This is a genomic window from Stieleria mannarensis, from assembly GCF_014154935.1.
GTDB classification, from domain to species: domain Bacteria; phylum Planctomycetota; class Planctomycetia; order Pirellulales; family Pirellulaceae; genus Stieleria; species Stieleria mannarensis.
The window spans coordinates 51,104-74,841 of record NZ_JACEHH010000005.1; the positions used below are offsets into that span (position 1 = coordinate 51,104).

Below are 23,738 nucleotides of genomic sequence, written 5' to 3' on the forward strand. Positions count from 1 at the left end.
GAGGGGGGAATATTCGGGTAGCGGAACTCGCCAAGAGTTTCGCACCGACGCGGCCACGCCACTCCGGGGTCCGAAAGCCTTGGCGGCTTCCGCTACGAAATGAACCCAACAACCAAGCCACGATCAACTACAAGTGGCGTGTCGCTGGTTAGAGAAACCTACGTCAGCAACTGGTGTCACGGAGGAGGTTCTGGAGCAACGCCCGGGCAATGAATTCCGAAAGCTTGCCCTGCAGGATCGTCGCAATCCGATCGACCGCTTCAAACAGTCGCGAAACTGCAGCGGACGTTGCCAACGGCTTGTTGATTTATCAGCCGGATGGCGTGAGCCTACGGGCACCGACGCGTTATTCTCGGCCATTGAGGTCCGTACGCTGGCTCGACACGGCTAATCCCGTCAACAATCTGATGTCAATCGACAAGCCGCCAAGACTTTCGTTTGCGATGCGGGGGTAGCGAAACCCTTGGCGAGTTCCGCTACCGGAAGACGGATCCCACGTCGCTACCTTCGCCAGAAGGTGGATTCCCAGGCTTTCCCACGCTCTGGCGAGCGTGGCTACGTCTTAGCTGCGGCGAAATCCTACGTCGTCACGCGGCTGCCGTCCCACCAGGCGTTATTGCGGTCCCAGACCTCCTCGGGGATCTCTTCCTGGGCCGCTTCGCCCTCGTAGAGTTCTTGGTTGACCGCGCGATGGGCGGCGCGGAGCGTTTCGGCCGCTCGTTCTTCGGTGCTGATTTTCCCGTCGGCCGGTTCACGCTGGAACCACGCCCATCCGATCGACGGCGATGCGGCGGCGACCGGTTCTTCGTCCACTTCGTCGGTCTCGTATTCCGCGTCGTCGAAGTCATCGCGGACGACAACGGGCTTGGGTTTGCGTTTGACCGGCGGGCGTGGTTTCTCGACCAGCTTGACTTTCGGTGCCGGCGGGGGCTCGGGTTGCGGTTCAGGGGCTGGCTCGGCCACCGCGACCGGCTGGGGCTCCGGCGGCAGGACGGGCTCGGGCTGCGGCTCGGGAATCGGTTCCGGTTCAGGCTCGGCCGGCAATTCGGCTTCCACCGGTTCGACTTCGGGCTCGGGTTCTTCCGCCAGCTCTTCCTCGCCCTCCTCCAGCAGTTCTTCGTCGACGTATTCTTCTTCCTCGACTTCGTACTGAGTGTCTTCTTCCTCCGGCAACAGGATCGTCGCCCGTCCCGGTGTGCCTTGGGCCGGCAACTGTCGGACTTCGACGTCGATCGAATGGAAGATGTCGACGATGTGGTCATGGCAGGTGAACATCATCACCTGGTGGCCGAGTTCGGCGAACGTCTTTAGCGTTTCGGCGGCGTGCAGGGCGCGATCGCCGTCGAAGTTGACCAGGACGTCGTCCAGGATCAGCGGCAACATGACGCCACGCCGCGCATAGGCCGCCGCCAACGACAACCGCAGCGCGATGAAGACGGCTTCACGCGTCCCCCGGCTGAGCACTTCCAGCGGGACGGGGTTGCCATCGGCGCTATCGATCTTCAGCTGGTTGGTGCCCAGTGGCGTCCAAATCCGCGTGTACTTTCCGTCGGTCAATTGGGCCAGGAACGAAGACGCTTCGCGCAGGGTTTCCGGTTGGCGTTCGCGTTCAAACTTGCCGCACACCTCTTCGACCAGACAACTGGCGGCGGCCAGTGTTTGCCAACGCTGTGCGACCGACTGGATCTTGCGGTTGACGCAGCCGAGTTCCAATTGTGCGACCATCAAGCGATTGTCGTCGGCCAGGTGTTTCATGTCGGCGACGCACTCGCCGATTTGAGTCTGCAGCGTCGCGATTCGTTGTTGCGTTTCGGTCGTGCGTGAAGAAAGCAGTTCCCATTTGCGTTCCAGATCGGCTTGCGTGGTGTCTTGGATTTCGCCGCTGACGTCGTCATAGGACAGGTTTCCGGCGATCATGGATCGAATCTGTTTGTCGACCGCAGCATGTTGCTCTTTCAGCTGCGCCAAACTCGCTTTGCTGTCGACCAGTTGATAGAACTGTTCGGGCGTGGCGACGCCGCATTTGGCCCACAACGCACGACGCTGTTGTTCGCCGCGTTCGATCGCCCGGGCGAGCGAGGCGTGTTGGCGTTTCAGTTGCGCGTCCTGGTCCTTGAGGTCGCGACGACGTTTGATCCAATGCCGTTGTCGCTGGATCTCTTCTTGCAAGTGATTGAGTTGCTCCAGCGGTCCGATCCGGCTGCTGCGTCGGTCGGCGGGATTGGCCGCCACAGTTTCCCGCGTCGCGTCGTCGGAGCGGTCTTCGCTGCTGGCTTGCTGTTGGTCCTTTTCGCTGATTTCCAGCGATTCCAGGTACAACGCTTCGATCCGCTTGGCGATGCCTTGCCGCTCTCGCTCGCGTTGGTCTTTTTCGGTTTGCAGTTCTTCCAGACGTCGCAGGCTGCCTTGCAGCGTTTCGTAGCCTTCGCTCAGCTTGCGCACGCTTCGCGGCGACATCGATTCTGCGAGCCCGAGTTTGCGCAGCGTGGCGGACCACTGGCGTCGGGCGGCTTTCAAGTTTTCGGCCGCCTTGACCGCTTTGGCCCGCGCCGTCTCGTAGGCCTGTTTGGCCGCGGCGTGGGCGTGGTAGGACGGCATGCTGGCTTCCAGATCGGTCAGCAGCAGTTCGGCCTGGCGGACGCGGAATTCGATCGGCTGGCTGCTTCCGGGCAACTCCGATTCGACGTCGTCCTCTTCAGCTTCCAGCTCCCGAATCTGCTTTCTCAGCAAATCAATCTGACGGTCGCAATCTTCGCGGTCGACGGTCGTCGAACGATGATTGTTTTGTTTGCTGAAGAAATACAGTGTGATCGCCATCAAACCGAACAGCATCCAAACCATGCCGGCGGTCGGTGTCGGTTCGCCTGCCAAGAACCAGGTGATTCCCAAGAAGTGAGAAAACGCCACGATCAGGCAGGCGCCGCCGACGACGAACGGCAATCCCATCAACAACAGGCTGTCGATCGGCAGGACTTCGGCGGTGGACAGATCGACCGATTCGTTTTCGAGCGAGCGGTAATGTCGCTTTAGTTTTTCGATGTGTTCGCCCAGCTGCATCGCGCGGCGAAGCGAAGCCAGGTGCTCGTTCTCTTGACGGATCGCCTGTTGCAAGTCCGTCGCCCGCGTGCGCTGTAAGACTTCGCCGAGCTCTTCGTCCAAGTGCTCCATGCGTTTCTTGTGTTCGACACCTTCGCCGCGCGCCTGCTTGAGCAGAAACAGCTGTTCTTTGACTCGCTTGGCCGGACCGGACAGGGCCGACAGGGTCTGACGCGACAGGTCGGGCATTTGCGTCGAATCGCCACTGACGATCGACTCGCGGTCTTCATCGCTGAGGCCCAGTTTTTCGGCGTCGGCGACCAGTTGGTTGCGTGCTTTCAGGATTTGGGTGTCGACCTTCTCGATTTGTTCTTCGAGTGCCTCGACCCAGGTCGCCTGTTCGGTCGCGGCTTCGATTCGCCCTTGCAGATCCAGCATGCCGGCGCTGACGGGTAACTGGGCGGCCTTGTCACGCAACGATCGCCGCTTCGTTTTGACCTCTTCCAGCTTGGTGCGACGATCTTGAATCATCGCTTCGATTTGGACCAATTGGCCGGGAGCCTCGTCGGGCAGATGCGTCTCGGCTTCGATCGCCGCGATCTCACCGGCGATGCGGTTTCGATCGGCCCATTGATCAAACACGCTGATCGCTGCTTCGACGTGTCGTGACTCGCGCTCCCAGGTGGTGATCCGAGCGCCCAGGTCACTGATTTCCTTTTGCTGGGTTTGTCGCAGACTGGCCAATTCGCTCCAACGACGACTTTGGCCGGTCAGCCGTTGGACTTCATCGCGCAGGTCTTCGCGGCGCCGGATCAACGATTCCAGCTTGTCCGCATCGGCTTTGGCGTTCTTGGAGGATTGTCCGATCAGGGATCTGCGGCCGTCTCGCAACGAGCGAATCACATCGACCAACGACACGCGATCCAATCCGCTGGACAGTTTGTACAGTTCGTCTGCCGCGGCGGTGTCATCGAGCGTGTTGAGTTCCTGCAACTCGCGCATGCCGATGGCGAACACGTTGGTAAAGATCGGTTCGTCGATCTGGCCGAGCAGCATGCTGAGTCGGTGTTGGCCTTGAGCCAATCCGTCTTGGCCGGTGACCGCCAATTGGCCGACCACACTTTCGTCGGTCATCTTGGCGTGACGGCGGATTTGATAGCCGCCGCCGGGTCCGGTCACTCGAACCGCCCCGCCCGGTGTTCCGCCATAGATCGGCGGCAAGTATTTTTCGCGGCGTTCGGCGGTGAATCCGTACAGCATCGAGCGGAGGAATTGCATCACCGTCGTCTTGCCAGCCTCGTTGGGCCCATAGAACAACGTCATGCCGTCCGGCAGCGAATCGATGCTCAGCCCCGTCCAGACGCCGAAGCCATCGATATTCAGGTCTTTGACTTTCATGATTTGCTCACCCAGTTTGGCTTGCCGCCACGGAGCAGTTCGACACCCAACAGCGTCGCCTGGTCCAACGTTTCGATTCGACGTGTTTGCGGGATCTCGGCCAGCAACGTGGTCGTGCTGGCCGGCAGTCCCGGATGTTCCTCGGTCATCGGCAGCAGGTTGACCGCCGCACCGTCCGACTTGCTGTCCGCTTTGCGGTGCTCGGCGGCGATCCGCAGGTAGTCGCCCAAAATCGTGTCTTCTTCGTGCCAGGATTTGGGATACTTTTGGGGTGGTCGGATTCGCAGTGAAGTCGACCAAGCGGCCGGAGCGCCGTGCCCGTATTCATGACGCACCCAATCCAACAACGCTTCGCCGTCGCCGATCTCGATCAACGATTCGCCACTATCAGCGGCGATGTCCCAGCCGATGATCAAGTGCCTGCCGCCGGCTTCGTGTTGCAGACGTACGATGCGTTCACCGAGCAGATTCTGGATGCTGCCCACCGCGGCAATTTCGTCGGCGCGCAGTCGAACGTTGCAGTACCGGAATAGATCGACCGGCATTTCGCTGACCCGGACGTTCCGCTCGGCGTCCACGTCGATGATGGAGAACCCGTGCGATCCCGGTTCGCTTAGCGATCGCCCCTGCGGTGAACCGCTGTAAAGACCGACGATCTCGCCGTCGGATTCCAGTTCCAACCGGTTGTGCTTTCCACCAAGACACCAAAAGTCGAACCGGGCTTCGGCCAGCATTTCCAGCGACGCATCGCCATAGCCGACGCCGATCGCAAACTCGTCGCCGGGCTCGCATTCGTATCCAGGGACATGCAGCGAGGATCGACCATCGCTGCCGCGTCCGATCAATCGGCAAATCGTTCGGCCACCGCGTTTGATGTTGATGTCGCTCGCGCGATCCTTGGAGAACAAGGTCACGTTCGACGGGATCACGACCGCTTCGGGCCACTTGTGAGGATCATCGACGTTGCCCGCCGCCCAGTAGACCGGTGTGTCGGCGGCGTTCAGCTTTTCAAACTGCTCCAACAGCAGGTTCATCCCGTAAGGCCCGGCCGCCTGTGGATTCAGCAGATCGCCCGAAAGCACGACAAAGTCGATGTTATTCGACAGCGCAGCCTCGAACACGGCCTTGACGGCTTCGTGAGGCGCGGTTGCCATTTGATCGCGCAGCGGTGGAGGCAGTTCATCCAAGTCACCGAGTGGACTTTCCAGATGAAAATCACTCGCGTGGATGAATCGAAAAGATTCGCCCGGCATCGGTTCCCTCCGTTTACGCTTTGAGCGTGCTCGCTTCACTGATGAACGAAGCGGAAGACTTTCGTAGTCTTCGTTGATGCTCCCTCATCAATCCCGTGATCGCGGCGAGAACGAACAACGTGTTCGCCTCGTTATCGGCCCCGATTCGTGAAACGAATCAGGCCCGTCGGCCGCGCGGTCCTGCGAGTTTAGCGAAAAGACGAAAAAATCACCAAGCCAGTTTCCCGGACTCTGGGGACAAATGCGTGAAACATTTTGGGTCTCGGATTGCTAGCAATGCTTGGAGGCGGTGGTGAGGGGCATAGGCACTAGATTAAGAATTAGCCCTCCCTGGCGAGGTCGGGCGGTTTTTGACCTCTGATTTAACAGGCGTTTACGACTCCACCCTCCCTCTGGGAGGGTCGCGGAGGAGTGAGCGACGACGCGGGGAGGGTTGATCCACGATTTGACGCAACCGGCGGACGAACGCTTGCCCGGCGATTCACCGTTCGACCTCCCCTCGCTGCGCTCGACCCTCCTGCCAGGAGGGTTAATTTGAAAAACCACACGACCTCGGAGTGTCAAACGGATCAGTGCGCGGGTTAGTCGACTGCTCATTGCCGGCGTCTGTAACGTGATTGCATCCACGCGGCGTATTCGCCCCAGCTGATGCGTCCGTTTTCGTCGGTGTCGGCTTCGGCGGGGGATTGCAGCATCTTCGCGTACTCCTCTGGCGACAATTCCTGATCGCCATCGACGTCGTATCTGCCGATGATTCGTTTTGCGTATTCCACCATCTTGGAGTCCAGCCCTTCGATGCCCAGCCGTCTCTGTTCGGCGATTCGGTCGGATTGTTGCTTCAATTTGCGGACTTGTTCGATCAACTCAGGGATTTTCCCCATCGCCCAGGCTGCGATTTCAGGTTCATCGCTTTTGGCGTAGTCCATCAGCAGCGGCAAGGTGGCTTCGGTGGAATCTCCGACGATGTCCACCAGCGGCAACACACTTTTCGGATCATCGCCTTGCTGCAGCCGTTCGTTGACCAACCGGCTGGTTGGATTCGGATGTCTTCGGAGCACCTGTCTCAATTCTTTCCGCAGGCTGTAGTCTGCTTTCGAATCGCCACACTCCAGGTAACATCGGAAAACCAGCTCCGCCTGTTCGACGGGGTCGAGCGTGCACAGCGGCAGCAGCTTGACGGCTTGTGAGAGTTCTTCCACGTTCCACCGCTGGGGGTTGGGCGCGTTCTGCATCGACTGACGGATGATCGCGTCAAAGCGGGCATCAACAAAACGTTGTTGCAACGCCAAGTCGATCGCCTGGTCTTGATTGGCGTCTGTCTCATCAGCGGCACGTGAACAAATCAGCTCGCGATAGGCCGCTTCGACCGAATCCACGACCGACACCGGGTCGGTTTCCGCGGATTCGACACGAGATGGTTTTAGAGAATCATTTGTTTGGGCGGAAACGCGGCTGCATGCCAGGAGGATCACGCAGCAGATCGCGGCAGTGTACTTTTGTCGGGCCATCGGAGGCTCACGTTGCTGGAAGGAGTGTTCGGTTGCAGAGTCGGTTCGGCTTTCTAACCCCGGCAAGCGGGTGGGGTTGCACTCCGGCGGCGAAAAAAATTGCTTACAGAACGCGTGTTCGGGTTGGATGCGACCGCCGCGCGAGGACCGCCGTCTGGCGACGGCAGCTACGTCAGGGCTGCTCGACCAAGCGTCGGCAAAGCTCACAATTCCAGCGGATTTCCGTGCGAGTCGACCAACGGCGGCTCGCTGACACCCTCCATCGCTCGATCGATCACCGCTTGCAATTCGGCTCGCGCAGCGCGGTCGTGTTCGGTTTCTTGCTGCACGAACGTTTCTTCCAGCGGCAGTTCCCCGATCCGAAACAGTCGGCCGTCGCGGAATAACTTGTGCGTCTTGTTGAGCGCGAAGACGTGGCGGCTGAATTTTTCTTTGTCCCAGCCCGGTCGCGGGTCGTACCAAAAGAATGCGGCCTCGCGTCGTGGCGTCGGCCGGCCGGTCAATTGAGGCACGAAGCTGATGCCGTCGGTATGTTTTCCGCTCTGCTTTTCCGCTCCTGTCAATTCCAACAGGGTCGGATAAAAATCCGACGCTTCGACGATGCCATCGGCCACGGCGGGGTTGTAGCGGCCGGGGCAATGCACGATCAGCGGCACATGGATTCCGGTTTGGGTGGGCATCGCTTTGCCACCGGGGATCGATCGGCCATCGCTCATCTTGGAGGTGACCTTCAGGTGCGTGCCGTTGTCGCTGTAGAAGATGACGATCGTTTCGCGATCAAGATTCCGCTGGCGCAAGCCACGCATCAGGTTTCCCATCGTCGTGTCCATGTACTCGATCATGTCGCTCGCGTAGCGTAGATGTTCTTCCTGCGGTTTGCCGGGATCCCAATCCGCGGAGTTGGGTGTCGGCACGAACGGCCAGTGAGGCAGCGCCATCGGGTAATACACGAACCGTGGTTTGTCGGTTTGCTGGTCCAGGAACGCCAGGATCTTTTCGACCCAAACGTCTTCGCCGTATCGACCGTCGTACGTTTTGAGTGTGCCTTCGCTGCCTCGTGTGCCTTCCAGCATCGTCGGGTTGGCGTAACGCGATCCTTTGTCTTCGGTGTGCAGCGCGTGAAACAACGCGTACTGGTCGAATCCCGCGTCTTTGGGGTGCATGCCTTTGCCGCGCCGCTGCTCGGCACCGGGCAGGTCGGGCGGATCGTAGGATTGCAGTTGCCACTTGCCGAAGATGGCGGTCGCGTAGCCGGCATCGGTCATCGCGTGGCCGAACGTCCGTTCACGCGGATCCAGGATTCCGAAGTAAGTCCAGTTGCGATGATTGTCCTTGCCCGTCATCAACTCCACTCGCGTCGGCGTGCACAGCGGTTGGGAGTAGGCGTGCGTGAAGCGAACCCCAGCGGACGCCATTTGGTCCAGATTCGGAGTGCGATAGGACACACCGCCGTAGCATCCCAGCCCCTCGATCCCGACATCGTCGGCCATGACCAGGATGATGTCGGGCTGTTTTTCAGCGGCCGCTGAAAGAAGTGGTCCGCCGAGCAGAACGGCAATTGGAATCAACAAACGAAGCATCAGTGGTCTCGGTCGACGGGTGGGAGAAAAGGGGGATCCGCGTCATTCTAGTAACTCGCCGCTGCTTGGTCTCCGGGTAGCGGAACTCGCCAAGAGTTTCGCTCGGCGCGGCGACGCCGCACCGGAAGACCGAAAGCCTTGGCGGCTTCCGCTACGACACGAACCTGAAAACTGAGTTCTGTCGTCGCCAATGCTCTGCCGGGGAGTGTGCTGCCGTCGTTTGATGCGCAAGGGGGCATCGTCTGCGAAAGCGGATCAGCAGATTCATTTGCGTTGGGTGCACGCGTGGTATATTTACAATCGCATCCGTCAATCGCCCGCTCGCCTCGTTGTTCCAATGTCCGCCGTTCCGAAGTACATTCCGCGATACACCGTTGATGACTACGCGACCTGGGAAGGCGACTGGGAGCTTTGGGACGGGATCGCCGTGTCGATGAGCCCCAGCCCGTTTGGAGTCCATCAACTGGTGCTGTTCAATCTCGCGGCAGAACTCCGAACGCAGTTACTGGCCCAGGATTGTGATGCGGTCGTGCTGGGCGAAATCGACTGGATCGTTTCGCGCGACACCGTGGTTCGACCGGACGTCGTGGTGTTGTGCGGCGATGTTCCCGAAAAGCACATTGAAACGACTCCCGGATTTGTCGCCGAGGTCTTGTCAGAATCGACGTCGGAGCGTGATCGCACCTTCAAACGCGACCTGTATGAGGAACAGGGTGTCCCGATTTACGCGATCCTGGACCCGACACTCAAGACGGTCCAGATCTACCGCCGTGGAGACGACGGCAAGTGGTCGCCCGAGTCGGTCGTCGACTCGTTTCAGATCACGCTGTGCGACACCTGTACCGTGACCGTTCGCCTGGCCGATCTGTTTTGATCCATCGGCAATCTGATTGGAAGATTCCCCCGTGCCTCTACCGATTTTCACCACCTCCGATTGGCTTCGCGCCGCCGTGCGAGCCGTCTTTTGCGCGGCCATCGTTTGGTTGCATCTAGAGTTGTCCGCAACGACCGCGTTTTCCGCCGAACCGGATACAGATCGAATCGAAGTTGCCATCCAGGACCACGCCGGTTTCGACAAACCGCTGCGAACATTTTTTTCCAAGTACTGTAACGACTGTCACGCCGGGGGCGCCGACGAGGGGGGATTTGAAACGGAGCGGTTGCGCGCCGACTTAACCGATCCGGCCACGTTCGCGCGTTGGGAACAGGTCTATGACCGTGTCAGGGGCGGAGAGATGCCGCCGGCCGATGCCGATCAGCCACTCCCCGCGGACGTCGACACCTTCGCCGCGTTGCTTTCCAAACCGCTGACCGAGGTCCATGCGGCAAGCAAGTCGACCGTGCTGCGGCGGCTGAACCGTCGCGAATACCAAAACACGCTCAATGATGTCTTCGGGACAAATCTGGAGCTGCAATCGATGCTGCCCGAAGATGCCCGGTCGCACGAATTTGACACCGTCGGAGAAGCCCTCGGCTTGTCGATGGTCCACCTGCAACGCTACATGGATGCCGCCAAGTTGGTGCTGGAGACGGCGATCGCGAAACAGACCGCTGCACCAGAGCCGAAAACGCTGACCGCGTGGTACAAGGACACACGCGAAGCCAAACAGCATGTCGGCAAAGCATGGAAACTGCTCGATGACGGTTTCGTCGTCCGCTTTGCCGGCGGCGGTTATCCGACCGGGATGCTTCGCGGCAGCGGCGTCAACGAAGCGGGACGCTACCGCGTCCGGGTCACCGGGTACGCCTATCAATCCGAAGAACCGATCACGTTTTCGGTCGGTGGAACCAGTTTCGCCGCCGGCAGTGACAAGCCGATCTATGCGTTTTTTGAAGCCCGACCGAACCAGCCGACGACGTTTGAGTTCGAAACTTGGATCGAGCCACGCTACATGTTGGCGATTGAGCCTTACGGAATTCACGACCCAGGGCGGTACAAACGAGATTCGATTGATCAATACAACGGCCCGGGGTTGGCAATCGGTGAAGTGACCGTCGAGGGGCCGCTGGTCGATCAATACCCGTCGCCTGGGCATCACCTGATCTTTGACGGCCTGGATCGCATCGAAATCCCGCCGCGGAATCCGCGAGACCGCAGCAAGCCCTGGTACGTTCCGAAGTTCTCGATCGAACCGTCGGACCCGGTCGCCGCCGCAACGACGTCCCTGCGCCGTGTCGCCGAAGCCACCTTGCGACGACCGGTCTCCGACGATGACTTGGCGCCGTATGTCTCGCTTTTTTCCCAGCAAGTCGATCAAGGTGAATCGTTCGAAGACGCTCTTCGGACGGCGGTCACCGCGATCCTCTGTTCGCCTCGATTTCTGTACCTGCAAGAACCGGCCGGCGCGCTTGACGACTATGCCCTGGCAAGCCGATTGTCATACTTTCTGCATCGGACGCTGCCCGACGGAATGTTGATGGACGCGGCCGGAGCCGGCCAACTGACCGCTGCCGCGGGGCTGCGTTCCCAAACCGATCGATTGATCCGGCACGAACGTTTCCAACGCTTTCTGGTCGACTTTGCCGATAGTTGGCTGGACCTTCGTGAAATGGACTTCACCGCCCCGGATCAAACACTCTTTCCCGAGTTCGACCCGTTTCTTCGCGATTCGATGCCGCGTGAAACGTTGGCATTCCTGCGTGAGATGATCGAATCGAACCTGCCGATCCGCAATTTAATCGAATCCGACTTTGCGATGCTCAACAGTCGTCTGGCGGAGCATTATGCGTTGCCGCCGGTCGATGGCGTTGCGATTCGCAAGGTTTCCCTGCCCGCCGATTCGATTCGCGGCGGATTGCTCAGCCAAGCGAGCCTATTGAAAGTCACGGCCAACGGCACCAATACGTCACCGGTGACGCGCGGGGCGTGGGTGATGGAACGCATCCAAGGGGTCACGCCGTCACCTCCGCCACCGGGGATCCCGGGAGTTGAACCGGACATCCGCGGGGCGACGACGTTACGTGAGTTGCTGGACAGGCACCGCGATTCGGAAAGTTGTCGCTCGTGCCACGCCAAGATCGATCCTCCCGGATTTGCGCTGGAGTGCTTCAACCCGATCGGAGGCTATCGGGATCGCTATCGATCGCTCGGCGAGGGCGATCGCGTGGACACCGAAGTCAATGGGCGCAAGGTCCGCTACCGACTCGGGCCGGCCGTCGATGCCTCAGGCGAATTCGACGGAACTGCGTTTGCCGGCTTCCGCCAGTTTCGCCATACCCTGGCCGGCCAGGAGCGCATGTTGGCCAAGACATTTGTGGTCAAACTGTTGACGTTTGCGACCGGGCGTGAACTTGGGTTTTCCGATCGACCGGAGATCAATCGGATCGTCACCGCTGCTGCGGAGAATCACTACCGCGCCCGAGACCTGCTTCACGCCGCGGTGGCGAGCAAAATCTTCCTGTCGAAGTAAATACTCTTTTGTCATCGATTGACGAGAAAGATCGTGAACCAGCCACCCTTTCGAAACCTCGCATTGTCTCGGCGCCACTTTCTTCGGGGATCCGGGGCGGGGGTGGCTTTGCCGCTGCTCAGCGCGATGCAGCCGGCTCTTGGTGATTCGCGTGACCCCGCTTTGCCGCGGTTCATTGCGATCTGTGGTGGGCTGGGATTTCACGCCCCGTTTTTGTTTCCCGACCAGCCGGGACGCGATTATCAGCTGACGCCGTATTTGGAGAAACTTCAAGAGCATCGCGACGACCTCACGCTTTTTTCGGGCTTGTCGCATCCGAATCAGAACGGGAACAACGGGCATGCCTCCAGCATGACGTGGCTGACGTCGGCCCAACGTCCCGGGCTGGCGGGGTTCAAGAACACGATCTCGCTGGACCAGCAGATCGCCGCCCACCTGGGCGGTGCGACACGTTTTCCCTACCTGTGTCTGTCCAACGGCGGTGGTTCGTTGTCATGGACCTCCGGCGGCGTGAACATTCCCGCGGAATCTTCACCGGCGAAGGTGTTCGAGCAACTGTTCGTCAACGGTTCTGAATCAGATGTCCGGTCCCAGATGCGCGAACTCCAACGGGGCCGCAGTATCCTGGATACCGTCCGCGGCGACGCCCAAAAACTGCAGCGATCGCTGGGACCGAAAGACGTTCAAAAACTGGACGAGTACTACTCATCCATTCGCGATCTGGAAACGCGCATCGGGCAAGCGCGGCAGTGGGCCCAGCGTCCCAAGCCGCACGTGGACGATCCGCCGCCGAAAGACATCTCCGACAAGCAGGATATCATCGCCCGGCAGCGATTGATGTACGACATCATACGGTTGGCACTGCAGACCGATTCGACGCGCGTGATCACGTTATCGTTGGGAGGCATGAACGCGGTCCCGAGCAATATTCCCGGGGTGAACACGGACTGGCACAATCTTTCGCATCACGGCAAAGATGAAGCGAAGATCGCGGAGCTCCGTCTGATCGAAGAAGCCGAGTTTGAAGCGTTTTCGGGATTCTTGGCCGACTTGAAGGCGGTCGGCGAGAATGACCAGAACTTGCTCGATCACACCGCGGTGCTGTTCGGATCTAACCTCGGCAATGCGTCGGCGCACGACTGGCACAACTTGCCGATTCTGCTGGCCGGTGGAGGTTACCGACACGGTCACTACGTCGCGCATGACGCCACGGACAACACGCCGCTTGCAAATCTATTCGTTCCGCTGGCCCGACGCATGGGCTTGGAAATCGATCACTTCGGATCCAGCACCAACGACAACGTCCGCGGCTTGGAGATGTAGCGAAAAGGCGAGGCACCAACACGCATGCGCGCGGTAGACGGTATTCGTCAGGCGATCGCGATTTTCTCTTTGGTCACACGGAGGACGCGTTCGCTCAAGGGGTGTGATTGACGGCGGGCGTCCATCGCGACGGTCTGGCTGAGCTGTTGGTGGAGATCGGGGACAAGCGTCATCGGCCAGGCGACCAAGAAGTCGCGGTTGGGGACCCCGGCATAAACTTCGCCCTCTTCGTCACCGGTCAACTCGGAAATGATTCGGGCGCGGATCTCCGGGATCAGAATTCTGGCGGCGTCGTAACCGTCACCGGTTTGGATGGCCACCAGCGGTGCCGGGCCGGGCATCACCGTCATCGGCAACGTCGGACTGGACGCGACGATGTTCATCTTTCCGATTTCGATCGCGTCGAGCGCCGATTGCCCCCATCGCTCGAGGTCTTCGTTGCTGATGTAGGCATAGCCGGTGTCACAATCACTGACCAAACTGGAGTGCACGTCGTCGGCGAACGGAAACGTGATCGCGCGACCGACATCGGTGACTTTCGCACTGACCAATTGGACTCGCAGCCGCGGTCTGGCGTCTTCCCATGCCTGTGGAATCGCGTCGACCGCACCGTCGATTAATTTCAACGCGCCGGCGAAGTTCTCGACGATCACCCGGTCGAACTCTTCATCGGGCATGGGGGATTGTTGGAATTGCGCCCACAGGTTGCTCATCCCGAACTTTGCCGATCCGTTGGTGATGACGCCCAATTCCTCGCCGAGCCGAAACCCACGGGTCGGAAACTCGCGTTGAACGACAGCAAGGACCCGATTGGTAAAGGCGTCGAGCATGGGAGGTTCCAGCGGTCAGAAAAGCGATTTCGGTCATCGAATTTTCAAGTTTACCGCGCGAAACACCGAAATCCCAGTGCGATGCCCCCCAGGACATCGCCCGGTGCCGGCATGCCCCTGCCACGACCGGTGTTCGAAATTGAGGCGGAGTTGGCGGGACCGATCGTTGCCGCGACTCCCTGGTGACTGCGTGCCCCGCAACGGGAGTGGTGTTGCCCCTCAAGCCGTCGGAGAGGTACACCATCGGAGACGCAGTGTCCGGAGAGTCACAAATGGTCCCCGCGATGTCTGTCTGTCGGAGTGGTTTTGTTGGGACGATTCCCCAATCGCGAATCGAGCTAACTAGGATGTCGTCAAGGATTCCCCGATGTGTTTTCCGCCCGTGTCACGTTCCTCTCGCCGACCGATCGCAGTGCATCGTCAACGAACAAGTCGATTTCGATTGCGTTTTGAACCGCTCGAAACGCGGCGGTTATTGGCTGCTGAAATCTCCTCCGCCGCCCCAATGGATCCGGCGACCGCGCCACCGATGGAGGCCCAGGCTGCCGGTGCGGACGGCTGGAGGATCGGACCGTTTGAACCTCAGGTGCAATTGAATGCACTCGCGGTCGATGCGTCAGCGGCGCAAACGACGGGTTTCGAAACCGTGCTTGAAACTGGCCCGTCGGAAAATCGCGTGGACATCGTGATTCTCGGTGACGGCTACACGGCGTCACAGATCGACACGGTCTATGCCGACCACGTGGGTGGAATGCTGGAGTACCTGTTCAATGCGGGACAGGATCCCTACCCCCGCTATGCGAACTTCTTTAATGCCCATCGGATCAACACGGTTTCCAACGAATCCGGCGCGGACCAGCCCCCCAATGGGATCTTCGTCGACACGGCGTTTGATGCCTATTACTTTTGTGGCAACATCGAGCGTTTGATTTGTATCAACAACACGAAAGCCAATGAGGCCAAGAACACGGCGCTCGCCGGCGCGGGATTCAGCGCCGAAATGCAGTTCGTTTCGGTCAACGATTCCAAGTACGGCGGCAGCGGCGGCAGCTACGCCGTGTTTGCCGGTGCCAACAGTTCGGCCAACGAGCTGGCATTGCATGAGGTCGCGCACTCGTTCAACAATTTGGCCGATGAATACGGTGGTTCCGCAAACTACACCGGGTCGGAGCCTTCCGAGGTCAATGTCACGACGGATCCGCAAGGGAGTAAGTGGCAACGTTGGCTGGGATACGACCAGCCCGGCATCGGCACGATCGACGCCTACGAGGGAGCCCGATACTTCAACCAAGGCATCTTTCGTCCGTCGAACAATTCAAAGATGCGCAGCCTGGGACGGCCTTTTGATGCGGTCAGCCGCGAGAAGATCATCCTGGACATTTACGACTTGGTGGATCCCGTCGACGATTGGCTGGACAACACTCAAACGATCCAAGGCATTGCACCGGAGGTCTGGGTGAAGGCGATCGATTTGGACGTTCAGGACATTCAATGGTCCGTTGACGGCGTTGAGGTGGTCGGCGCGACGGACGAAACCTTCAACTTGCGTGAGGCCGGATTCGCACCCGGCAACTATGACGTTTCGGCGCGGGTTTATGATCCGACCGATTGGGTGCGGCATCAAACATCGAAACTGGAGCAAACGATCCACTGGACGGTGCAGGTCCAGTCGCCACCTCAGGTGCAAAGCGTCCAAATCAATGGTGGCGATCCGAGTCGTTCGCTGGTAACGTCGATCCAGGTCACGTTTGACACCTTCGTCGATGTCTCCGCCTCCTCGTTTGTTCTGTCGAATCGCCAGACGCAGCAGCCGATTGCGTTGGAGGTCACGACGTCGACGACGTCGACCGGCACGGTCGCCGACATGAGATTCCTGCCCGGCAACTCGGTGCGTCCGCGTCAGACGATCGGGACGCACTCGCTGGTCGACGGCAATTACACGTTGCGTGTCATCGCATCGGCGGTCACCACCACCGCCGGCGGTCACCCGATGCTGGACGATTACCTGTTCGGCGATCGGGCGGTCGACGCGTTGTTTCGATTGTTCGGCGACCGCGACGGCGACCGTGATGTCGATGGACAAGATTACGGGCGGTTCGGACAGACGTTTCTGCGATCGGCGACCAGCGACCGATTCGATCCCTGGTTTGACGAAGACGGCGATGGCGACGTCGATGGCCAAGACTACGGCCGATTCGGCCAGCGGTTGCTAACGACGTTGCCGTTCTAAGTCATGAACACCGCGAGCGCGTCACCTGGTCTCGACCAGAACGCGAGCGACGTCGATCGGGGCGATCCCGGATCGGTCCAGTTCCTTTTGCAGTTTGGGTGACATCGGGTCCTGAGTCACTTGCACGCGAAAGTCACGTCGGCTGGACGGTTTCAGGCCACAGGCGAAACTGGTTTCGCTGCGTTCGGTCGGCGTCAATTGATCGAGCATCAGGGTCAAGATCGGCAACGGATCACACTTTCCGACGATCATCACCTTGCGATTGTCACGCAGCAGGCTGACGGTTTCGCGGGCGATCCAGTTGACGGCGTGTCCCGGCAAACGAGCCGGTTTGGAATCGGTGAAATCGCTGGTCGGTTGCTGCAACGACAACGGCCGTGCGGTCAGCGTCACCGTAGGCAGCGTTTCGTCCTGGTCCATCCTCAGGATCAGGTTCCCCAGCGCCAGCGCCGTGCGGGCGGTATCGACGGCATGGAACTCGTAGGCGACGAGTTGTTTTCGGGTCATCAGCAGTGCACTGGTGACAACGGCCAGCCCGCCGCGTCCGCTGTATTCCGGGCCGCCATGAACGCTGCGGGCGACCGCGTAGAAGTAGTCCGACAGGGGAAAAAAGCTCAATCCCCAGGCATCCTGGGCGGCGGCATCGCCGGCCACCTCGAGCGAATTGTGTGACGGCGCCCACTTGCAAAATTCGCTCGACACTGTCGCATCGACACCGGGCGATTTGCCGATGATCTGGTACCCCTTCATCCGCCGCCGCTTGAGCGAACCGTAGCTGATTTGTTCGACTTGCATTTCACTTAGCTGTTCTGGATGGCCCAATGCAAGGGTTCGATCACGCCGCGAGGCTGGATATGAAACGGCACGCGGGCCACCCCACCGACGTCGTTGCTGAGCAGGGCCGACGATCCGACGACGCTGGCGCTAAAGACCGCGTGGCGTGGGAAGTTGTGTTGGCAATAATCCAGAAAGCGGGGCATGTTGTTGGCCATGAATCGCTGCGGATCGGCGGCCGCTTCGGGGCAGGTGTCCGACTTGGTGAAGACGACCGCGATGGCCGGAGTCAGATCACGCGACTTGCCCAATTCGGAGAGCGATTGTTGCTGCGAGATGTACGAGCCCAGTTTCATCGCAAACAGGTCTTCCCGAGCGCCGTTGTCACGGACCTCGGCGGAATCGCACAGCAGCAAGAACGCCGACGTCCGTTGCACGATGTGGCCGACGGCGGGATACGTGCCCGGTTGTTCCAATTCGGTCGCGATGGCTTCACCGGCGAAATCCGGCGCGACAAAGTCGACCGTTTTTTCCTTTCGCTGTGACGAGTCGGTGACGACACAGTGCAGCCATTTCCAGAGGTCGGATTCATTGGGCGTCTTTTCCGGGAACCGCCGTTCTTCCAATGCGGAAACGACCTGTTCCTGCAGCTTGATCGAAAAGGCGCCGTTGGGAACGCCCTTCAAATCCTTCGCTCCGCCACAGAGCATGTCCAACAGCAGGCCAAGATAGACCGTCTTGCCGGCGTTGCTGGGGCCGACGACGGAAATAAAGTGTGGCCGCGCGCGGCGTTGGGAAACCGAATGCGTGATTTCTGCCGGGGTTTGGCATTCTTCGCAATAGTCGTCCATGCTGGTCATTTGCGAATCGCAACAGACGCATGGAGGGGCGTCCTGGTAACACAACGCCGTGTTGTAGCTTTCGCTGTTACTCATGATTGTTCTTCGTCATCAAGACGCATGTCGGGGACAAGATGAAGTCGGGTGAAGCGGTGCAGGGTCAGTGTTGGGATCGGGATGGAATCAGCCATCGATCGACGGCGAATCATCCTCGCTGGACGGGTCGAGGCCTTCGGCGGAGAAACAACATCGGAATCCGACGTTGTTTTTTCGCGAGAGGAGCGACTGAGCACTGCGGCATTGGCAACTGGTGTGCGAATGGAAGTAGCTGTCAAACGCACCGCCGCGGATCTCCGCCATCGGGTCGGTCATGTGAACCGTGATTTCTTCGGTCGCCGCCAACAAGTATTGCGTGTTCATCCATTCCCACACGTTGCCGATCAACTGCCGAATCCCGTTGGGAGTATTGCCGCCTTGGCACTCGTGGATCGAGACCGTGCGGTGTCGTCCCGATGCCCAGGTGTTGGCATAGTGAGGGTCGAATGAATTGCCCCAGGGGTACTTGGGTTCTTTCAGCGTGTCGCTGCTGGTCGTTCCCCAGGTCCCGGCCCGCTGCCATTCGGCGCTGGTCGGCAACCGTTTCCCGACCCACTGTGCGTACGCGTTGGCTTCGTACCACGAGACGCCGACGACCGGATGGGCGAGGGTGCCTTTGACGGGCGCGCCTTTTTCCCACTGTGCGGGTCCGGGGCGACCGGTCCGGTCGACAAATCGAAGCACCGATTCAAGGATCTGTTCGGGCCACAGAGAGATGTTTTCGTAGCCACCGTCGTCGACAAATCGTTGGTAGTCGGCGTTGGTCACGCACCAACGGTCTAAGTAGATCGCTTCGGTGCGGCTGGTCCCGATCACTTGGGGGACGAGCACGAACCCTTCGTCGGACGTCGTCGCATATTCGCCGTGCAACGTGACCTCGCCGCCGGGCACATAGGCCATATCGTGATCGATCGCTTTCCAGGCGTAGCGTAACGAGTCCGGGTCAAAGGCGATGCCATCGATCGGGCGAACGATGTGGGCGTATTGCCGCTGACGCACCAGTTTTCGGATGTCCGGCGGAGCGTCGGGAAAGTCAAGTGTCGGCGGCGGGGCGGCCGAGCCATCGGGCTTCGCGGCGGAGAACGATGCACGAAACACACTCAGTGGCCGGCTGAAAAGGGTGGCGAATGACACGATGGTCTCCAGCAATTAGTTTGAACGGTTACGGTTTGATTGGATGGTGCGTTGCATGCGTTTGAATTGTTCAATCCTTTGTCGCCGCTCCGCTTCGGCCCTTTCCATGGCAGCCTTTTCCATGGCAGCCTTTTCCATGGCAGCCTTTTCCATGGCAGCCTTTTCCATGGCAGCACGCTCGTTGGCAGCCTGGTCACTCGCGGCTTGACTGCGGTCTTGGTGATCGGCAGCATGGGGCTGGCCGACGACGGGTTGGTTGGGCAAGACCGGGGCATTTCCGACGGGCATCACGCGAGCGGTTGCGGTGCCATCGCCGGCAAGTGCGTTTTTTGGTGCGCACACCGGAACGTTGACACTGACCGGCGGAGGAGCCGCGGGCATCTGGCCCTGTCCGGGGGGCGGCGGTTGCACGCACGCTTGCGATGTTCCGGCGGGGGCGATGTTGGTTGTCGGGGCGATGTTGGTTGTCGGGGCGATCGGCGAAGGCGGATTGACCGGCACGCCGGCGACGGCAGCGACGGGGGTAGCGACGCCCGAATTGCTTCCCCCGGTCGCCGCGGCACGGGCGCCTTGAATCGCCTTGCGGCGTTCGGATTCGACCTCCAACCAGGCTTCGGTCAGCCGTTTGGACTGATCCCGCAACCCTTCCTCTTTGGCCGCGGTCCGCTTGCTCCATTCCGTTTTCTGCTGGTCCAATCGCGCGATCGCGCCGGCCAGTAACGACTCGCGTTCGATCAACTGACTGGACCGATGGATCAAACGACGAATGCGGCCGATCCATCCCCTGGCGAAATGTTCTACGTCAAAGACGATGGAACCGATCGCTTCGGCTTGCGAGTGATCCATGGGCGCACTCGAATGAGGTTGGCCCGCATCCGGCGAGTCGTTTCCGACTGCCAGACCCGACGGAGCAAACATGTCGTTTCGATCGGTCATATCGATTCAGGGTTTGAGATTAGTACGACGAAGCCAGCAGGAGCGGATCAATACTCGTCATCGACACGTTTCCAGAGATTGGAGATTCGCCCCAACAGCGATTCTCCCTTCTGTTCGCGTTCGATCTTTTCTTCTTCGTGAATCTCTCGAAGATGCTGTCGCAGTGCCTGCAACTTATACGTGAACTCACCGTCCGGTTGATTCGGAGCCTCGGTGTCGGAGTCGATTTCCTGGAGCTGTTTGGACAGCTGGAACCGCATGCGTGAAACCGACGCCTTTTCCTGAGCCAACTCGGCGCGCAGTTCCTGGAGCGATTCCGGTTCTTCGGATTGCAGACGTTCGATCTGGCGATTCAAACTGACGCACTGCTTTTGCGATTCTTCGAGCGCGGTTTGCAGTTCGGCGTTCTGTTTCTGCAGTTTTTGCAGCGTTTCATCCGGGACGACTTCGCCGACCGATGCCTGTCCGTAGCGTTTGGCAGCGACGTGCAACTGCTGTTGGATCTCATCCCGTTCCTGGTTGGCCGCCTCCAAGCGATCACGCAGTGCATCCTGTTCGGCTCGCCATTCGGATTCACGTTCGCCGATCCGCTGTTCGATTTCGCCGACCCAGTTTTCCAGACAGCTGCGTTCTTCGCGTTCGGCTTGGTTCTGGATTTCGGCGGTTTGCAACAGTTCTTGCAGTGTTGCGACGCGTTCGTCGTGCTCGGCCAATTCGGCCAGCAGGTCATCGACGCGGCCGACCAATTCGTTGCCGCCGAAATCATCGTCGGTCGAACCGGATTTGGACGTCGCGGCGGCACCATCGTCGTCGGCCCCCAGCCCTTCCAACGCGGCTAATTGCTCGTCGCGTTCGGCCAACTGAATCCGCAGATCTTCGATTTCGGATTTCAGCAGTTGGACGATTTCGGCATCCACTTGATCGTCTTCAAACGCAGAAGGGTCCCAGTCGAGATCTTCGGCGGTGAAATGGTTCGGCGCGAAATCGTCGTCCATCGACGGGTCCTCGGATTCCACGGGGACGTCGATGTTCGACGTGGCCGCGGGCGGATCGACGGCAGGCGTGTCTGACTTTGTCGTGTCGGAAATGTCCACGGCCGGCCTGTCCTGTTCGGGCCTGTCCAGCTGGACCGTATCGACCAACGCTTGGTTGAAATCTTCCTCACGCGGTCCGCCGGTGGGTTCGACGAAGGCGTCGCTGAGTCGCCCGCCGGCTGGCGGGACGATCGGCGTCGCAGTCTGCGTCGGCACCGGCGTGGGCGCCGTGTCGCGGGGCGGATCATCGTAGCCCAAGGTTTCCATGCCGACCGATTCTTCGCGTGCTTCCTCGGCGGCTTTCGCAGCCAGTTCCTGCGCCTTGCGTTGGGCGTCTTTTTCACCACTGGGGCCACCGACCAATTCCAGGGTGACCGATCCGACGACGATCGAATCCCCGACCTGAATCTCGGTCTTGTCATCAATCGCCACGCCGTTGATCTTTGTTCCGGCCTCCGATGCCCAGTCTTGGATCGACACCACATCGTCATTGACGTCGACCAGGCAGTGGATTTCGGCCACCTTGTCGCCTTTGATTTGGATACCACAGGAGGAGCTTTGCCCGATAAAGACGCTGCGGCCTTCTTCCAGGGCATGGTCGATCGGCGAGGCGCTTTGTCGGTTCAGCCGAATTTTGAATCCGGCCAGGGTTGCTTGAGTCGATCGAATCATGACAGGGTCTCCGCGACAGGGGTCTCAAGATCGGTCGCGACCACGGCCGGGCCAGTGGCCGCGTGCGATGCGTCTTGCGGGGCATCATCGCTGGGCGAATCGACGACCGCGATGGAATCCAGTTCGTTCATCGTTTGAATCAGCGTGTCGCAGGTGTAAGGAGAACGGAGCAGCCGATCGGGGGTGAATCCCAGCAGTTTTTTCCAGGGGACGTTGGGGTCGTCGACGACCTTGGCCGGGGCCAACACGATTTTCCGAGCGTCTCCAAATGCCTCGCGTGCCGACGTGTAGGCTTCACGAATGGCGTCACAGCCTTGCGGTGTGTCGATGCCGAAGAAGACCGCATCGGGTTTGGTTCGCTTGACCAGCAATTGCAACGTCAGCGTGTCGCGGACGATCTTGCCGACGAATTTGCCGGACGCTTGTTTCAGTCCACCGCGGAGCTGTGCGGCGGCAACGGCGTTGGTCTCATAGGCGATGTACTTGCCTTCGCTTTCATCGCGACGCGACTCCAAGATGTCTGCGGCGACGAATCCGGACAGGACGCGTCGAACTTCCTCGCGGTCCCATCCGAGTCGTTTCTGCAACTCATCGACCGAACGTGGCTCGCTCAACAGATTCATGACCTTCATGTGCTTGGCCGACAAACCGGCGCGGTCCAAGTTCTGTCCACGGATGGCGCGGCGGACATAACGCAGTGCCGAATCGTCGGCCTGGATCTCCGACACATCGCAGTGGAGGGCGTGTTCGACCAGCAATCCCATCAAGCTGACTTCCAGTGGCAGATCACGTTGCAGCGAGGGGAAGTTGGACGTCACACGAAATTGGTAACCCTTCAGCGGCCGTTTCATGGCCAATCCGATCAGCATTGCGGCTTGAAAACGCAACAGTTTTGCCGTCAAACGAGGGTCCAGAACGCGTTTGTCCATCAATTGCACGAACCCGTCGAACTCGGCGGTTCCACGTCCGGCGATGGTCAGCCGCAAGACTTCGGCCAGGCTTTGCAGCGAATCGGGCAGCCGATCGACGACCATCTGCGTCTCTTCGGGTTGCAGCCCGGTGGCGCTGATTCCCTGGACGCGTCCACGGTCGAGATAGATCCACAATCGAAGGCGTTCGGCTTCGATTTCCAGCACGCCCTGTTTGTGGCCGTTGTTGAGAAAGTCGACGACTTCGCGGATCCCGAACACCGAGAATCGGCCGGCCAGATCGGGCTCGGACGTCTCGCCGATGATCTCCGGTACGGCGGATCCCTTGGTCTGGGATTCGACAATCATCGCGGCGGTTTCGATTGCGTTTTCGACGGTGGTCCGCAGCAGGTTTTCGGTGTACGGCTTGGGCAACATGTCGACCACGTTGTCCAGATCGGCATACTCCACGTAGGCCTTTTTCCGCAGCGTCGAGCTGACCACGACGGGGATCGTTTTGAGCGTCGAGGAAGCGGCCAGTTGTTGGCAGACTTCAAAGCCGGTGGTTCCGGGCAGTTGGTGGTCCAACAAAATCAGATCCGGGCGAATTTCCTCGGCCAGTTGCAAACCGTCTTCGGCCGTCGGCGCCAACGTGACCGCATAGCCGGCCGGACTGAGGTGTGTATCGACCAACTTGCGAATGGTGGCACTGTCATCAATGACCAGGACTTTTTTTTCGGCCATGAAACTGATTCCTCTGTGACGGAAAATGAACGA

General features: G+C 59.8%; 15 protein-coding genes. 4 read left to right on the plus strand and 11 right to left on the minus strand.

Annotated elements, in window-relative coordinates:
- Positions 1 to 579 precede the first annotated feature (579 nt).
- From H1B37_RS04900 to H1B37_RS04915, 4 genes are all read right to left on the minus strand, one after another.
- On the minus strand, positions 580 to 4,434 hold the full coding sequence (locus H1B37_RS04900) for an AAA family ATPase (protein WP_182865502.1): 3,855 nt from the start codon (positions 4,432 to 4,434) through the stop codon (positions 580 to 582).
- Positions 4,431 to 5,687 (minus strand): metallophosphoesterase family protein, encoded by a 1,257-nt coding sequence (locus tag H1B37_RS04905; protein ID WP_182865503.1) that lies wholly within the window; start codon positions 5,685 to 5,687, stop codon positions 4,431 to 4,433. Before H1B37_RS04905 ends, H1B37_RS04900 begins: the two co-directional genes overlap by 4 nt.
- A gap of 593 nt (positions 5,688 to 6,280) precedes the next feature.
- Positions 6,281 to 7,195 carry an EF-hand domain-containing protein gene (locus tag H1B37_RS04910; protein ID WP_182865504.1) on the minus strand — a complete coding sequence of 305 codons (915 nt, stop codon included), beginning with the start codon at positions 7,193 to 7,195 and terminating at the stop codon, positions 6,281 to 6,283.
- Positions 7,196 to 7,398: 203 nt separating this feature from the next.
- Complete coding sequence (locus tag H1B37_RS04915) at positions 7,399 to 8,775, minus strand: sulfatase family protein (RefSeq protein ID WP_182865505.1); 1,377 nt, start codon at positions 8,773 to 8,775, stop codon at positions 7,399 to 7,401.
- Between the two features lie 337 nt (positions 8,776 to 9,112).
- Between H1B37_RS04915 and H1B37_RS04920 the strand changes: the two genes are divergently transcribed.
- The 3 genes from H1B37_RS04920 (at position 9,113) to H1B37_RS04930 (ending at position 13,508) form a co-directional block, all read left to right on the plus strand.
- Positions 9,113 to 9,649, plus strand: a complete 537-nt coding sequence (locus H1B37_RS04920) for a Uma2 family endonuclease (RefSeq protein ID WP_182865506.1) — start codon at positions 9,113 to 9,115, stop codon at positions 9,647 to 9,649.
- A 31-nt stretch (positions 9,650 to 9,680) separates the two neighbouring features.
- Positions 9,681 to 12,185, plus strand: coding sequence for a DUF1592 domain-containing protein (locus H1B37_RS04925; protein ID WP_182865507.1), 2,505 nt, complete (start codon positions 9,681 to 9,683; stop codon positions 12,183 to 12,185).
- Positions 12,186 to 12,287: 102 nt separating this feature from the next.
- Positions 12,288 to 13,508: a DUF1552 domain-containing protein gene (locus H1B37_RS04930; protein WP_353620780.1), complete on the plus strand. Its 1,221-nt coding sequence runs from the start codon at positions 12,288 to 12,290 to the stop codon at positions 13,506 to 13,508.
- Positions 13,509 to 13,555: 47 nt separating this feature from the next.
- On the opposite strand, the gene H1B37_RS04935 is transcribed toward H1B37_RS04930, so the two are convergent.
- Positions 13,556 to 14,338 carry a DUF1444 domain-containing protein gene (locus H1B37_RS04935; protein ID WP_182865508.1) on the minus strand — a complete coding sequence of 261 codons (783 nt, stop codon included), beginning with the start codon at positions 14,336 to 14,338 and terminating at the stop codon, positions 13,556 to 13,558.
- Between the two features lie 442 nt (positions 14,339 to 14,780).
- Here H1B37_RS04935 and H1B37_RS04940 point away from each other — a divergent pair, with 442 nt between their 5' ends.
- Positions 14,781 to 16,568, plus strand: a complete 1,788-nt coding sequence (locus H1B37_RS04940) for a M64 family metallopeptidase (RefSeq protein ID WP_182865509.1) — start codon at positions 14,781 to 14,783, stop codon at positions 16,566 to 16,568.
- A gap of 21 nt (positions 16,569 to 16,589) precedes the next feature.
- On the opposite strand, the gene H1B37_RS04945 is transcribed toward H1B37_RS04940, so the two are convergent.
- The 6 genes from H1B37_RS04945 to H1B37_RS04970 form a co-directional block, all read right to left on the minus strand.
- Positions 16,590 to 17,363, minus strand: a complete 774-nt coding sequence (locus H1B37_RS04945; protein ID WP_182865510.1) for a GAP1-N2 domain-containing protein — start codon at positions 17,361 to 17,363, stop codon at positions 16,590 to 16,592.
- Positions 17,364 to 17,368: 5 nt separating this feature from the next.
- Entirely contained in the window at positions 17,369 to 18,277 is a 909-nt protein-coding gene (locus H1B37_RS04950; RefSeq protein ID WP_182865511.1) for a TRAFAC clade GTPase domain-containing protein, read from the minus strand.
- Between the two features lie 87 nt (positions 18,278 to 18,364).
- Positions 18,365 to 19,411 carry a formylglycine-generating enzyme family protein gene (locus H1B37_RS04955; protein WP_182865512.1) on the minus strand — a complete coding sequence of 349 codons (1,047 nt, stop codon included), beginning with the start codon at positions 19,409 to 19,411 and terminating at the stop codon, positions 18,365 to 18,367.
- Between the two features lie 15 nt (positions 19,412 to 19,426).
- A complete protein-coding gene (locus tag H1B37_RS04960; RefSeq protein ID WP_182865513.1) occupies positions 19,427 to 20,257 on the minus strand; it encodes a hypothetical protein in 831 nt (276 codons plus the stop codon).
- Between the two features lie 137 nt (positions 20,258 to 20,394).
- Positions 20,395 to 22,053 (minus strand): FHA domain-containing protein, encoded by a 1,659-nt coding sequence (locus tag H1B37_RS04965; RefSeq protein ID WP_182865514.1) that lies wholly within the window; start codon positions 22,051 to 22,053, stop codon positions 20,395 to 20,397.
- Complete coding sequence (locus H1B37_RS04970) at positions 22,050 to 23,705, minus strand: response regulator (RefSeq protein ID WP_182865515.1); 1,656 nt, start codon at positions 23,703 to 23,705, stop codon at positions 22,050 to 22,052. The genes H1B37_RS04965 and H1B37_RS04970 overlap by 4 nt, the downstream gene beginning before the upstream one ends.
- Positions 23,706 to 23,738: the final 33 nt, after the last annotated feature.